Annotated in this window: 22 protein-coding genes; all 22 read right to left on the bottom strand. The window is 40.0% G+C overall.

The genetic code is table 11. The annotated features are described in order from the left end of the window. Positions 1 to 13: 13 nt before the first annotated feature. The gene (locus AC0J20_RS20640) at positions 14 to 412 is read right to left on the bottom strand and encodes a hypothetical protein (protein ID WP_473023176.1); all 399 of its coding nucleotides are present in this window, start codon (positions 410 to 412) and stop codon (positions 14 to 16) included. Continuing rightward, positions 387 to 695: a hypothetical protein gene (locus tag AC0J20_RS20635; RefSeq protein ID WP_473023175.1), complete on the bottom strand. Its 309-nt coding sequence runs from the start codon at positions 693 to 695 to the stop codon at positions 387 to 389. The genes AC0J20_RS20640 and AC0J20_RS20635 overlap by 26 nt, the downstream gene beginning before the upstream one ends. A gap of 222 nt (positions 696 to 917) precedes the next feature. Beyond that, positions 918 to 1,235, bottom strand: a complete 318-nt coding sequence (locus AC0J20_RS20630) for a hypothetical protein (protein ID WP_473023174.1) — start codon at positions 1,233 to 1,235, stop codon at positions 918 to 920. Between the two features lie 222 nt (positions 1,236 to 1,457). Next, complete coding sequence (locus AC0J20_RS20625; protein WP_473023173.1) at positions 1,458 to 1,772, bottom strand: helix-turn-helix domain-containing protein; 315 nt, start codon at positions 1,770 to 1,772, stop codon at positions 1,458 to 1,460. Between the two features lie 87 nt (positions 1,773 to 1,859). Next, positions 1,860 to 2,195 carry a type II toxin-antitoxin system RelE/ParE family toxin gene (locus AC0J20_RS20620; protein WP_473023172.1) on the bottom strand — a complete coding sequence of 112 codons (336 nt, stop codon included), beginning with the start codon at positions 2,193 to 2,195 and terminating at the stop codon, positions 1,860 to 1,862. A 1-nt stretch (position 2,196) separates the two neighbouring features. Continuing rightward, on the bottom strand, positions 2,197 to 2,850 hold the full coding sequence (locus AC0J20_RS20615; protein WP_473023171.1) for a site-specific integrase: 654 nt from the start codon (positions 2,848 to 2,850) through the stop codon (positions 2,197 to 2,199). Between the two features lie 160 nt (positions 2,851 to 3,010). Beyond that, the gene (locus AC0J20_RS20610; RefSeq protein WP_473023170.1) at positions 3,011 to 3,346 is read right to left on the bottom strand and encodes a hypothetical protein; all 336 of its coding nucleotides are present in this window, start codon (positions 3,344 to 3,346) and stop codon (positions 3,011 to 3,013) included. A 140-nt stretch (positions 3,347 to 3,486) separates the two neighbouring features. Continuing rightward, the gene (locus AC0J20_RS20605; protein WP_473023169.1) at positions 3,487 to 3,639 is read right to left on the bottom strand and encodes a hypothetical protein; all 153 of its coding nucleotides are present in this window, start codon (positions 3,637 to 3,639) and stop codon (positions 3,487 to 3,489) included. A gap of 319 nt (positions 3,640 to 3,958) precedes the next feature. Further along, entirely contained in the window at positions 3,959 to 4,471 is a 513-nt protein-coding gene (locus tag AC0J20_RS20600) for a proteasome subunit alpha (protein WP_473023168.1), read from the bottom strand. A gap of 134 nt (positions 4,472 to 4,605) precedes the next feature. Next, positions 4,606 to 4,791, bottom strand: coding sequence for a hypothetical protein (locus AC0J20_RS20595; RefSeq protein WP_473023167.1), 186 nt, complete (start codon positions 4,789 to 4,791; stop codon positions 4,606 to 4,608). A 461-nt stretch (positions 4,792 to 5,252) separates the two neighbouring features. Next, positions 5,253 to 5,948: a hypothetical protein gene (locus AC0J20_RS20590; protein WP_473023166.1), complete on the bottom strand. Its 696-nt coding sequence runs from the start codon at positions 5,946 to 5,948 to the stop codon at positions 5,253 to 5,255. A 125-nt stretch (positions 5,949 to 6,073) separates the two neighbouring features. After that, the gene (locus AC0J20_RS20585; protein ID WP_473023165.1) at positions 6,074 to 6,784 is read right to left on the bottom strand and encodes a helix-turn-helix transcriptional regulator; all 711 of its coding nucleotides are present in this window, start codon (positions 6,782 to 6,784) and stop codon (positions 6,074 to 6,076) included. Positions 6,785 to 7,109: 325 nt separating this feature from the next. After that, complete coding sequence (locus tag AC0J20_RS20580) at positions 7,110 to 7,562, bottom strand: hypothetical protein (protein ID WP_473023164.1); 453 nt, start codon at positions 7,560 to 7,562, stop codon at positions 7,110 to 7,112. A gap of 233 nt (positions 7,563 to 7,795) precedes the next feature. Further along, the gene (locus AC0J20_RS20575) at positions 7,796 to 8,008 is read right to left on the bottom strand and encodes a hypothetical protein (protein WP_473023163.1); all 213 of its coding nucleotides are present in this window, start codon (positions 8,006 to 8,008) and stop codon (positions 7,796 to 7,798) included. 295 nt (positions 8,009 to 8,303) lie between these two features. After that, a complete protein-coding gene (locus tag AC0J20_RS20570) occupies positions 8,304 to 9,137 on the bottom strand; it encodes a DUF6884 domain-containing protein (RefSeq protein WP_473023162.1) in 834 nt (277 codons plus the stop codon). A gap of 63 nt (positions 9,138 to 9,200) precedes the next feature. After that, positions 9,201 to 9,440 (bottom strand): hypothetical protein, encoded by a 240-nt coding sequence (locus AC0J20_RS20565; protein ID WP_473023161.1) that lies wholly within the window; start codon positions 9,438 to 9,440, stop codon positions 9,201 to 9,203. 14 nt (positions 9,441 to 9,454) lie between these two features. Beyond that, complete coding sequence (locus AC0J20_RS20560; protein WP_473023160.1) at positions 9,455 to 9,652, bottom strand: hypothetical protein; 198 nt, start codon at positions 9,650 to 9,652, stop codon at positions 9,455 to 9,457. Positions 9,653 to 9,662: 10 nt separating this feature from the next. Then, positions 9,663 to 9,971 (bottom strand): hypothetical protein, encoded by a 309-nt coding sequence (locus AC0J20_RS20555; RefSeq protein WP_473023159.1) that lies wholly within the window; start codon positions 9,969 to 9,971, stop codon positions 9,663 to 9,665. 11 nt (positions 9,972 to 9,982) lie between these two features. Continuing rightward, positions 9,983 to 10,174 carry a hypothetical protein gene (locus AC0J20_RS20550; RefSeq protein WP_473023158.1) on the bottom strand — a complete coding sequence of 64 codons (192 nt, stop codon included), beginning with the start codon at positions 10,172 to 10,174 and terminating at the stop codon, positions 9,983 to 9,985. A 13-nt stretch (positions 10,175 to 10,187) separates the two neighbouring features. Continuing rightward, positions 10,188 to 10,349 (bottom strand): hypothetical protein, encoded by a 162-nt coding sequence (locus AC0J20_RS20545; protein ID WP_473023157.1) that lies wholly within the window; start codon positions 10,347 to 10,349, stop codon positions 10,188 to 10,190. 182 nt (positions 10,350 to 10,531) lie between these two features. Beyond that, positions 10,532 to 11,161, bottom strand: a complete 630-nt coding sequence (locus AC0J20_RS20540; RefSeq protein WP_473023156.1) for a hypothetical protein — start codon at positions 11,159 to 11,161, stop codon at positions 10,532 to 10,534. Between the two features lie 225 nt (positions 11,162 to 11,386). Next, on the bottom strand, positions 11,387 to 11,866 hold the full coding sequence (locus AC0J20_RS20535; protein WP_473023155.1) for a hypothetical protein: 480 nt from the start codon (positions 11,864 to 11,866) through the stop codon (positions 11,387 to 11,389). Positions 11,867 to 12,416 lie beyond the last annotated feature (550 nt).

Below are 12,416 nucleotides of genomic sequence, written 5' to 3'. Positions count from 1 at the left end.
CTCTTCTCCCTTTTTAAACGCATTGGGTTTTAATGTCCGAGTAAAGGTTCATAACAAACTTATACTCTTCGCGCTTATTAAAAAAATTGGGGTATCCGCTGATGCCGATAACACCCGATAACATGTGAGCCATAAAGGACTGCCATGCCGATAAGTTATCTGCATCGCAAGCGTCATTGGTGAGAGCTAACCTAATCTTTTCTATTTCAAATATTTGTACATCATCCGCAAGCGTGTTAACGGTGAACGTTCTTATCTGTTGGGTAATGCTTTCGTCTTGAATGATAACCTGAAAGTGTGCCTGCATGGATGCAGGGATGGTTTGAAAAGAAAGCGCATAAATCATTGCAGTTATAAAACACCCTATAAAAATAACCCCTAAAAACTTAGAGTAGAAATTTTTCAAAATCATCTTCTCCCTTCCTCGTGAACTTTTCGGTGAAATAAGCGCCGACAGTAAAAATGATAACCACTGAAGGAAGACCCCACTGGTTAGCCATGTTACCGTTCTCTATTGCGTCCACCTGTAGATCAAAGGCAAGCAGCCATAGCGCATAAACGGACGTTACCCAGAACGACAAACCTAAGCCAATGCAAAATGAAAAGCGCATAAGCCCTGACAACCAATGCTTAGTTTTAGTGAATGCCACCGCGATAATGACAAAACTAACGACCCATAAAAGAATAGTTAACATCATTTCACCTTTGTAGACGCCCGCATAGCTGATATGAAAGTCCCTATGATGAATATGAACAAAGCTTTCTCTTGGTAAGCAGGAATATCCAGAAAATCACCATTGCTAGTTGCATTTCCAAAAAAACCAACAAGTAAAAGTATTAAACTCATCGCGCTAAACAGTGTTGCCGACGGATAGAACCAGTTCCATAATTCTCTAAGATCAGTATTACTCACTTCCTTACTCACGGTAATCATTGTAAATCTCGATGTTTTGCTCCCTGATGACTAACCCTCTAAACTCTTGAAGAGTGTCAAGTTTTCTAAATTCTGCTTCTAATGACGTAATGTCATCAAGCACTTCAACATCGTAAAAAACGTAAGCTCCTTCCTGGGAGCTTTTTGCGTCAACTCGCTCTTTCATGGCTTCTTTATCAATCATCAACCAAGATGAGTTTGCTGGCTCTTCTTTAAAAACAAAGCCAAGAGATTTTAGTTTCTTTACAAATGGATGATCAGGTTTATAAGAATCCCTTTCAACAGATAATTTGTATTTCATAAATTCACCTCCCTCGTAGTATTTTTACTTGTTAAAGAGCTGTTTGCTTTCCAAAGGCCAAATATCCCGAGAACCATTAAACTCCAACCAAAAACCTTCTCAAGATTCGAGTCTAATAAATTGGTGGAAATCAATCCGACAATGAATAGGCAAGCCAGCGTCACGTTCGTGAACCATTTTGAAGCGATAACGGTATGCAAATTCAATTTAACTATTCCTTCCCTACTGTACCTGGACGGTCTCAACCGCCATGGTTAATTGACCGTTTGTAAACTGCGGCTTAAAGCGAAAGCCAATCTTGTATAGACAATTCATTAACTTGTCGATACTGAATTTATCAATTCGACCGTTCTTAAGATCGCTCACTCTGGGTTGCGTCAAACCAAGTTGCTCAGCCGCCTGCTTTTGGTCCCATCCTTTTGAATCGATGATGTCACGTATCGCTATCATTAGATCAGAGCGAGTCTGTAACTCTGAAGATGCAGCCTTATCATCTGTCGTCACATCAAAAATGTTGTCAAACTCTAAACCAGACATATGAACCTCGGAGATTAATTTATACACACAATATACCAGTTATGATATATATACAAGTATTGATATATATACAAGTATTGATATATATCATTTAATGTCGTCCATCATCAGTTTATAGCGCTTCTTAGCGGTATCCATCGCTTGTCGGTCAACGCCATTGGTTGTTTTGGTGAACGAGTGCAGGATATAAACAGTGTCCTTAAACTTTGCCACGTAAATCGTTCTGTATGCTGGCCTGCCGTTCTCAATGAGTTCAACTGCGCCGAGGCCCACACTGTCCTTTAAGTGCTTGTATTTGCTGAACGGTGCCTTATTCTGACAGATAGCATTCAGGTCATTCGCGAAGCGTTTCTGTATTTTATCCGGTAGTGACTGAAATTCTTTTAGGGACTGCTTATTGATGAATTTGAACTTCTTGCTCAAGTTACACACTCCTGAACAATTGGTTCATAACGGAGTCAAGTTCGGCCTCGTGGGGGCGTATTTTTCCATCTAACGCTTTTTTCGTTTTTATGCCGGTAAAATCTTTCAGGTCATTATATTTTGCCCCGTGATCGTAAAAAAGCTTGATACCGCTATCCCTGAAAGAACTCACTGTGCAGCCCTTCATACCGGCATTCTCTAAGAGACTGTTTAGTTTTTTGTTCAGTGCAAGCGGGATATAACCACCCCCATCTTTAGCTCGTCTGGTGACACGATAACGCTCGTAATTGTCATTCAGAATAAAGTGGGACTTTGGTTCTAAGCCTTGATAGGCCTTTCTGTGTGACAAGTTTAAATTTTTTGCTTTCCACCAATCCAGATACTGCTGCATTGACTTAGCTATATGGTCAGAAGTCCTGATCTCCCGTGCTTCGCCATTTTGTGCTACGTAATCGGGTAACACCCAAATTCGGTAGAAAGAACCGTCCTTATCCAGAATATCCTCAAGACGTAGTTCAGAAATTTCCAGGGGCGTTAACAACCAATATGTACTGGCTAAAATTAAAGCTTTGTTACGCTGAGCAAAAGGAGGTTTGTTATTAGACCTGATTATCTGGGCAATATCCTTTTCAGACAATATTCGTTCGATTGGCATGATAGCTTTCAGTAATACATATGACTATAAATAAGATATATGTATTACGATAGTAATACAAATAATACTGAATACTCTACTGAATCCCCGGCAAGCCTTTAGTAATAAAGGACCGAGGAATATTCGGAAATGTGTTAGGTGGATTTTAGGCAAAAGCTGCCTAAGCAACTTTCAATCCTGTGTCATAGGTAGCATATTTGAACTTCAATCCGCCAAGGTATCTCTTAGCGCGTTCAAATTGCCATTTGAATAAAAGGTCGTGGTTAACCGAGTCTTTATTGTTAGCTATATTCTCTGATAGCTTTTGCAGGCGCGGTGTGCAGGCCAACAAGCACTCCCTCTCACTACCCGTGTACCCAATAATTGATTCTTCATCAAGATAATTAAGGTATGCCCGTATATGAAAAGCTCTGTGACTAAAATCTATTGCGCCATCTTGGATGGATAGTAACAATGATTTTATTGTCGTTTGCAACTGCTGATCTAAAGGTTTCATTTTACTGGATTCCTGTGTCGTGTAAGATTAAATTGAATAACTTGATGTAATTATAATAATTACTCATTGCGTGTCAATAATATAATTACGTTGTTCAAAAATTATGATCCTCAATATTGCTGACCAGCTTTGAGATAAACTTAATCTGGCTCTGGGTGGACAACGGCTAACTGGTTAGAAATCACATTTGCTTGCTTAACCGATTCAATATTCTTAGCTAATTGGTTATGGATGCTGGTTGCTTCCTTTTCTAATTGAGCAAAGACAATCGGGTGAATCGTTTCGCCTTTCAAATGCCTCTCCGCTATATCCGAAGTGGATACAGCGTGGCCTAGTTTTTTGGCTACCAAAACTTTGATTGCTTGGCCGCAACCATATGTCATTTTTTAAGCTTGCTTGATTTCATTGATTTACCCTGCATACCGCACTGCGACAGTCGGTGAGTGACTGATTTTATTGCATTTTTTCATAATCGCACTTTTCTCGTTTTTATCGCTTTACCCAGCTTAATTCTGCGACATTGCCAGAAGCATTTTTCGCCCTTAACTCTTGGTTTTCCAGTACAATTGTTTCAATCTGAGATTTAGATAAATTCACAGTGCTCATACTAATTTATCCTGCCCGTCGTAATTGTTCAGGTGCAGATGATGTGGCATTCTCACTGTGAAGAAGGTCACTTCCTTGTTTGCTATTACTATCAATAGACCAGGTGTGAACTACTCCTCCACTACAAAAATCTCGGGTTTTAGCATATTCAACTGCCTCGCCAGCGTTCCGCTCAAAATCCATAGCCGCGATTGCGAAGTTTGTGCCACTTCCAATTGCGTAATTGTGATAAATTGGACCATCTTTTCTAAAGCGGCCTTTTTCGTGAGTTAGCTCATACACTTCATCTGAACCGTGAGGTACAAATAATGCGGCAACGTTTAGATCGCGGAACTCCTTACCATCTTCGAATTCATTCATGAAGATGTCCATATCCCAGGTGGTGCCACACAAGAAAAAGTTACCCTGGTGATTCACTCGTTGTTTCATGACTGCATCATCAACAATGCGCTTTTCGTTCTTTCTGCGCGAATCATAGGCAATCGTTTTACTGGCGTGATGGTAGGCAATCGTTGTCATTGATGGATTCCTGTTTTGTTTTGATAACTCTAGTGTACTGATTCTGATGTTTTCGCAACCCAACGCAGCCAGTACCACCGATATCTACTACTGACATTCAAAAACAAACTAACAGGCAAAGAAAAAGCGCTTAATTAGTTTTTGTATGTGTCAATAGCGTTATCCACTGCGTCAGCGCCAAATTTATCATCCAAGGCTTCATGCGCCTCATTTCTTGCTTTAACCCAATCTATAGGGTCATCCTCTATTTGAGTAGATGGATTGTAGTTGTTGTCAATATGCTCTTGTACTGCATCCCATAAAGTTGAATTGACTGTCATCTCGGTGGATTCCTGTACAGGTAACATTGAATTGAATAACTTAATGTAATTGTATCAATTACTTTCTGTGTGTCAATATTTTAATTACACTTTTTTCAAGAATTATGATCATCAATATTACTACTCAGCTTTGAGATAAACTTAATCTGGATACGGACTGTAAGCTTGTCAGGCTTCTGGATGTTGAAGAAAAACAAATCAACCAGTTCAGAAATAGCAAACGTAGCAGGTAGGTGCAGAGGGTGATTACTTCACTGATTGAATGGCGGCAAATATAAAGCCTGCCAACATTAACCTATGAAGCCGCAAAACTATGAAATTATCGCTTCCTTTTCCGTATTGGCTACCGGGTAGGGTATTTCGATGATGTCAGGAAAATGCCGGACTATCGCTGGTGGCGCGATAAAGCAAAATTCAGAGATGTTATTGACTTGGATTTACTCAATCTTAACTATCGTAGATTAATAACGCCTAATCGGAACCATCTTTTCGAAATATTGAAAATCTGGCTCTGGATAGGACACGGCTAATTGAGCAAATAGCAAATCCTTAGATCTGTCGAAGAACAAAGAATCTAAAACACGTCGTTTACCTGGATGCTGTTTTATTTCGTAAATATGCTCAAGTATCGTATCCATTAGTTCGTTACTAACTTGTCTGTCACCATTGAAATTTATCAACTCATCATCACGAACTAATTCATCCAGAAATAGGCTTTGTTCCTCACCTTCGATAACGATTAGGAAATAAACATAGAAACATGTATGCAGTAACAAATACCTTTGGTTGGAATAAGCTATTCGGTCGGGATTCACAAGATGAATTGCAAAGACTGTATCGCCACCATTACCCAGAGATTCATACAGGTCTTTTATCCTTTTTTTTCCATTTGGGTATAGGGTGTAACCACTTGCGAGCCTAATGTCATAATCGCAATTATCTCCCCACTTCACTATGCTGTATTCACAATTAAAATACTCGACGAGTTTTGCGAACTCGAAATGCGTAATGCTTTCGTCCATCTTCATTAGAGTTTCGATTGATTCAATAGAAACTCCAGTATGACTGCTGATACAACTGAACGATTCAGGTAAACATTTAATCACTTCCCGGAGACAATGTTTTAACTCTGCTTGCTCACGTGGTATGTCAGACATATTTACCTCTTCATTTGGTTGGTTTTGACCTGGCGTTATCAATATCAGAGGCGATTTGTTGTATTGAATGGTTGCGGAAATAAGATAAGGTGTCGCCCTAACGCTAGGCACTATATCATATACACCTATTCTTGGGTTTCTCCCTTCGAACTGATTTTATATCTACGATTTGCATGGAACCTAAGAAAAATAACACCGATCACGCCAGACAGAAAGGATGCAAAAAAAGAAAATATTGGCGCACCACTCCTTGAAGTGTAGAGCATTCCTAGCACAAAAAGTACGACGCACAAACACCCAACCCAAAGCGCACTCGATGACTCTTTTTTATCGGTTTCCTCTTCAGTAGCCTTGTTTTGAAAAATTTCGTATTTGTTATGTTGCTCTATAGCAAGTAGATGAGTTCTTCGTAATAAAACACAACCGATAAGAAATACAGATGATACAACTACCAGTATACGCGACATCGGATAAATCGGGGTGACATCCATAAAATACATTAACACAGGAAAACCTATCCCAAAGCCTGTAAATATTAATCCAAAGAAGAACCCGTATAAAATTTTAATACCGTTTTTCAATCCAATGAATTCAAGAAAGGTTAGACCCGGCGTATCTGACTTTGGACTCATTGGCATGGTGATATCCTGAAATGAGCTAAGTTCGAAGACACTGGCCAATGCTTTTGCAGTGTCTTCATCAAAATTGGTACCAGGTGAATTTTGGATCTTAATGACCGTTCTTTCGCTTAAACCGGATAAAGCAGCTAATTGAAATTGCGTCCACTGTCTTTTTTTACGTAATGTTTTCACTTTATTGCCATCAATATAAGGCATGAATATCTCCTTTTAGAAAGCTTGGAATTGTCGCATTAACACCAACACATCAACATGAAAGTGACATGCAAGTTAAATGACGGTCATTCAAATAAACCGCTCTATTACTAACGCTGCTAGTTGTTCCATCGTTTTATTGAATAAATGAGAAATCCCATTGTGCGAGTGTTTGCTTGATCATTTGCTGCGTTTCCGTTGTTTGGTTTGATAGGTTCATTGTAACGGGTATGAGAATCGCACAACCCACTCCTGCGCCACTAACTGCTATGATATCCATCACTGACTTTCAAAAATCTAAAAATGAAGCGCGATAGCTGTCAATGCTCTATAGTCTTACAGCTTGTTCCAGATGTCTGATTTGCTCTGGCGTCAGTTCGCCTGCTTTCAGCCGGACCACCTGGTCCAGAAGCTCCTGCTGCACTCGCTTTTGTAACTTGGCCTCGTGATATGAGCTTACTTTGTGTTTCAGCTTTATTAGCTGGAAGGAGGACAGAGACAGAATATCACTGGCTCTCAGAATATCGCCTTCCTCATGGTTTGCGATGCATTCGGATGTTAGCAGGCTCAGAGCAAATCCTTTGCTGATGTTAAAGGCAGCAAATGAATCAAAATGTACATAGGTGGTAAAGGAAAACGAATTAAGCTTTGAGCCATGGTAACCAATTCCTGTCGAAAACAGTATTGTTTCTAACCTTAGTGCTTCACCGGGGTGGCCAAATGTTATTGCCACGGATTTCGTGCCGAGCATGTTTGCAATAATCTCAAATGATGGAGTCATGGTGTATTACCTCCTGCTGGTTACGGTTGCTTTGTGATTGATACGCATACGTCTATATCACCAACTTTTTCCATGCTGTTGTAGCCGTATGTTTTAAACTCTTCAAGCGATTGAATGTTTTGCACGTAACCAACGTTGTCGCCACAAGCTCCGGTCTTTATAACTTTACAGCTATTGACCTTGCTCCAATAAACCGACATTGTGGTTTCACCTAACCTCATTATCTGGATTCCCTAAATAGTTTCTTCATTAACTTCGTCTTCGTCGCGGTCTTCAATCACGAGCATAAATTTGCATTCGTCGTTTGTGCTTGAATGAATCCCATGTGATGTCAACGCGCCATCGTTTGCATATTCCACCCCGCGTTCTACCCCTTGTAGGTATGCTTTGTCGTTAGAGTGAAATATCTTTCCGCCTTCAATAATTGGTACTGATGAATTGCTCATTGATTTCTGTATTCCTGTGTAGGAAATATTAATTTGAATAACCTAGTGTAATTGTATCAATTACTTTTTGCTTGTCAATAATATAATTACATTTTGCAAGGGGTTATTATCTGCAATGTTGCTGATAAACTTAACCTGGATACGGACTGTGAGCTTACCAGGCTTCTGGATGTTGAAGAAAAGCAAATCAGCCAGTTCAGAAAAAGCAAGCGTAACAGATAGGTACAGAGGGTGATCACTTCACTGGTTGACTGCCGGATAGAGGATGTCTTACTTGAAGGCTACTACAATTGATCTATGTCGCTTGAAATTTATTTATCAAGGGTATATCACGCCAGGATACAGTGATCTCATTTTTGTTATCAACACAAGCGTAATGACCACCAAATGAAGCGATGTATGATTTTGTCTCTTCGCACAATCCCATCTTGACGGAATTTGCATGCCAGGCCTTACCATGCTCATCAAGAAACACTGTGCCAAAACGACGATTAATGATTTTGGTTACCGTGACCGGGTTGCTTATGTGTTTGTCATTCCCAACGCCAGAAATCCACGGTTCAACAACATCCCCCAGAGAAACCTTGAGTAGTGCTGTTTTGGGAGGTTTTTCGGGCGTTCGTCCTGGCCGCTGATGTGTGCGCTCAAAGACGAATACATCGAAGGATGTAGGTTCACAGCGCATCAATTCATTGGAAAGGAAACCGCGCTGACTGCCGATACCGGCACCTGGTGGTGGTGTAGTGACAGATATACCATGTAAAAAATCCTCTGTGATCTGGGTAAAAGCACGTAGATAAAGTTTCGGTAAGCATGCAACTATACGATTAGGGTGTACATTTCCCATAATTCTCTTTGCTTTGCTTTTTGAGCACTTTATCAATGCATCAATTGATTTTTCTGAAAGGGTCTGGTCGTATGGCTTCAGTACTGTATCAGCCATGACAAGACCATATTTCGCTGACATAAAAGCAAGGTTGTAATCCAGCCATAAAGCTGCGGTGGAGGATTTTAGTATTGGAATGTAACCTTTTCCTTTATACAAGTTAATAGCCTGACATGCTTCGTTCGCTTTGTCTGCAGAACAAGGAATAACAATCAACGGTTTATTTTTTGTGTAAGAGATCAAAATGGATACCTCTGATTAAACAAGACCATGTTGGTTGTCTATTGATAACATTTGCCGGGCTTCCTACCTTGTTAAATTCATTACTAAGGCTTGTTCTGTAGCTACAAAGCCGTTACCCAAAATACCGTCATAGCTTTTAATTAGCCCCTTATCCACCAAGGGGCCAAATGACCTCCCATCAAAGCTATCTGATGAAACGACACCTTTTAGTTGGCCTTTGTTTTTACCTTTAGTCTTCAATGTTTCATTGACCACAATAGATAAAATATTTTTCTGTGGGTTTGATAGCTTTAGATGTCTCATTGATAGTCTCCCCTTTACTTTTGGCTATAACGTTTCATTGCTGAAGATGAAATGAATTGAATCAGATCTTCACCTTCCTCTCTGACCATTGCCTGCACTTTTTTATCTACGCTCTCTGCTCCTAGCTTTTCAGCTAAAGTAGTTGCTCCGGCCTGAATTGATTCGAGTACTATTGTCTCAATCTGCGATTTGGTTAAAGTAACTGTCTTCACAATGCATTCCTTACCCTATTGGTCTAATAAGCTCTTCTTCGAAAGTTCGGGTTGCTCTGTCAAGTAATCCATTAAATTCCAGGTTGAAGTGTTTGCAGGTATGCTGTAGGTCTCCTAATAAGTCAATGAGACTTTGTTCAACAGATTCAGCCGATGGGTTGCCGTAAGCTGATTCTGTATAACTTTGTAATGCCAGCCATCCAATTTTGGCACGGGCATCATTAGCCGTTTCTACGTTATGATAATCGTCAGACAATGCTGTCATCGTAAGTTTGGCCTCACCAATAGTGAGGTATGGATTTTCATTGTTTGATAACATTTTGAATTCCTCTATTGAAATTTGTTAGTCAAATTAAGCCACGCTATCCATGCACCATTGGCCATACCTTCCTTATACCACCCAGAGTCCCAAACAAACTCCCATTCAAACGTTAATTCGTGGTCAGGGTGAATACTGGTAAACCACTGCTCGAATTCAACATGATGTTTGTGATATAGCTGTTCTGATTTTGACTGCGCCAAAGTAGTTTCCTTTTTAATTTTCAATCTCGATACCGTCGATCCAGTCAACAGCAATATCGGGGTGAGAATTTAAAGCCTCAGCAATTTTTTCAAATGCTTCATGGATGCTGCTGGCTTTGACCGAAATGCAACCGTTTGTAGGTTGGTAGTCATTTGTTTGCGTATTTTGGTCCATGTGAATTCCTATTTAGCGACTTGGTGCAATTATATTAGTTACATATTGTTTGTCAATGATATAATTACATTTTGGAGGGTGGTAGAGTAGAACTTAACTCACGCAAGCGGGGTGGGGGAGGGATACTTGTACATGACTGACTACGGAAAGCCGATGGCCACTGATAAAACGTCTGGGATGTATTATGATGCTTTCCGTATGTGCTGATAGCTACCTAACCAGTATGCGCTTTCTGTTAAGATAAGTTCAGGCAATAGACCAATGACATGAGCAAGATTTTTACGCATACCTGAGCTACCCAGCCTGCCCCTAATATCCACCCACGGCCTCTGACTAAACTGGCGAATAACATTGTGAGCAAGCCATGCAGCTTTCTTTAACTCATCCAGGCTTTCCGGTACTTCCTCTGAAAGCTCCCATGCCGCGAGATGAAGCGCCATTGCAAAACAACTGTACCTGACACTATTAAATATTTTCGCTGGTTCTTTTGTAAATGAATACATCACATTAGTGTAGCTTTGACGCCATGGGGGAAAGCCCTTTTCGACATTCCAACCACAAAGACAAAAGGCGCACTCTGAAGTCCGGCTCATGAATGGGCCAACATAGCCAATCACCTGGTAATAGTCCTGTATACGAGAAAGTAGTAGGCGAACAGCCCGATCCCTGTCAGTCAGACTATTTTTTTTCATAAAAGAAAGCTGATGTCTGATAATCATTTTTTCCAGTGGCTTCAAATTGGGATGACCGCCTAAAGGGTGGTGGTCATTATATGGATCTGTTGTTGTGTATCGATTTCTGTCTGTAATCATTTTTACTCTAACCTACAAGTACTTAGCTACCGGAGCATGGAGTGTTTATTCCAGTATTGTTATGCATCTCATAAAATGGGCTCCGAACTTAACTGTTTGGCGGAACAATTTAATTGTTCCTTCAAGACCATAGAAATAAGCATCCTCAATCCCGTTACCCAGTTCGTTCTGCTCTGACTTTGGTGGGTCCAAAGTACAATATTCTTTTTTTACCAGGCTTTATATTTAAGTGAGTTGTTGGCACATCTTATTGAGTTTTTGTCTCGCATTCGGATAGGTATGGTGACTGATTGAGCGCCCAAACATGCGCTTGATGAACTTTATATCAGACGTATTTTCAGCGTGCCTTAATCCCAAAAATACTTGCGCATCGTAGTCATTGTATGGAAACGAACGTTTATTAATTAAATCGCCTATTCTGTCAGCGTTTTGCAACTGCTCTAAGTGTTGCAAAAAAACACTCTCGGGTAGTGATTTGATATTGTCTACACCGATGCGTTGGACGTGATCAATTAACTCTGGGTGATCAAGTAAATATTCCGATGGGCGTATATATTCCGTAATGAATTTAAAGCGTTGAGCTTTGGTGAAATTGACAATCGCAAATTCGATTTCATCTTCTGTGATATTGAGATTGTCAATCCATAGTTGGATGCAATGGTTGTGCGTGCCGAACAGTTCAGCCAATTTATTAATTGCTCTCATTTCATGAATTCTCTAATTAATATGTCGAACATCAATGATGTTCGAGTTGGTTACAATTGCTGTTTTGAACAGCAGTTTCAATTTTATTCGTTCGCTCATTACCTTGCTGAATCCATTCTTGATGTTTTTCAGCTTCTTTAATTGCGGCATGATCAAAGCTTCCGCTTCTTCAGGTGTTCCTTTAGTTAGGAATGGCAATGGAAAAGTAAATATTGATAAATTTTTATTTAGCTCATAAATTCAAACTTGCTATCACCTTCTTCAACTATGTGTGCTGAAAGATGTTCACAGATATCAACCACCTTAACCGGACTTGTTGGACCTTCAATGTGCGCCAGTGTGTTTTCTTTATCGCAGAAAGGACATCTAACCTTTGCTGCCAAATATGGGCAATCATGTCAATCGAACTAGAAGGCTCTACAACTTTAATGTTCATGTAATTTCACCTTTCTAATTATTATTCACAGATAATAACGGCGTTTTTCAAGGTAGTTGTCGCCTAAGCCGTTAAGCTGCTTCTTTTTTGCTCTCCGGATTAAGTTCCACAACA

The organism is Planctobacterium sp. R6, assembly GCF_055755215.1.
This window is presented reverse-complemented; position numbering and strand designations above follow the sequence as displayed.

Coding starts and splice junctions, on each gene's coding strand:
- AC0J20_RS20640 (WP_473023176.1), bottom strand. CDS start 412: ATGATTTTGAAAAATTTCTACTCTAAGTTTTTAGGGGTTATTTTTATA.
- AC0J20_RS20615 (WP_473023171.1), bottom strand. CDS start 2,850: ATGCCAATCGAACGAATATTGTCTGAAAAGGATATTGCCCAGATAATC.
- AC0J20_RS20590 (WP_473023166.1), bottom strand. CDS start 5,948: ATGTCTGACATACCACGTGAGCAAGCAGAGTTAAAACATTGTCTCCGG.
- AC0J20_RS20625 (WP_473023173.1), bottom strand. CDS start 1,772: ATGTCTGGTTTAGAGTTTGACAACATTTTTGATGTGACGACAGATGAT.
- AC0J20_RS20580 (WP_473023164.1), bottom strand. CDS start 7,562: ATGACTCCATCATTTGAGATTATTGCAAACATGCTCGGCACGAAATCC.
- AC0J20_RS20555 (WP_473023159.1), bottom strand. CDS start 9,971: ATGTTATCAAACAATGAAAATCCATACCTCACTATTGGTGAGGCCAAA.
- AC0J20_RS20630 (WP_473023174.1), bottom strand. CDS start 1,235: ATGAAATACAAATTATCTGTTGAAAGGGATTCTTATAAACCTGATCAT.
- AC0J20_RS20585 (WP_473023165.1), bottom strand. CDS start 6,784: ATGCCTTATATTGATGGCAATAAAGTGAAAACATTACGTAAAAAAAGA.
- AC0J20_RS20545 (WP_473023157.1), bottom strand. CDS start 10,349: ATGGACCAAAATACGCAAACAAATGACTACCAACCTACAAACGGTTGC.
- AC0J20_RS20535 (WP_473023155.1), bottom strand. CDS start 11,866: ATGAGAGCAATTAATAAATTGGCTGAACTGTTCGGCACGCACAACCAT.
- AC0J20_RS20610 (WP_473023170.1), bottom strand. CDS start 3,346: ATGAAACCTTTAGATCAGCAGTTGCAAACGACAATAAAATCATTGTTA.
- AC0J20_RS20575 (WP_473023163.1), bottom strand. CDS start 8,008: ATGAGCAATTCATCAGTACCAATTATTGAAGGCGGAAAGATATTTCAC.
- AC0J20_RS20595 (WP_473023167.1), bottom strand. CDS start 4,791: ATGACAGTCAATTCAACTTTATGGGATGCAGTACAAGAGCATATTGAC.
- AC0J20_RS20540 (WP_473023156.1), bottom strand. CDS start 11,161: ATGATTACAGACAGAAATCGATACACAACAACAGATCCATATAATGAC.
- AC0J20_RS20635 (WP_473023175.1), bottom strand. CDS start 695: ATGTTAACTATTCTTTTATGGGTCGTTAGTTTTGTCATTATCGCGGTG.
- AC0J20_RS20600 (WP_473023168.1), bottom strand. CDS start 4,471: ATGACAACGATTGCCTACCATCACGCCAGTAAAACGATTGCCTATGAT.
- AC0J20_RS20565 (WP_473023161.1), bottom strand. CDS start 9,440: ATGAGACATCTAAAGCTATCAAACCCACAGAAAAATATTTTATCTATT.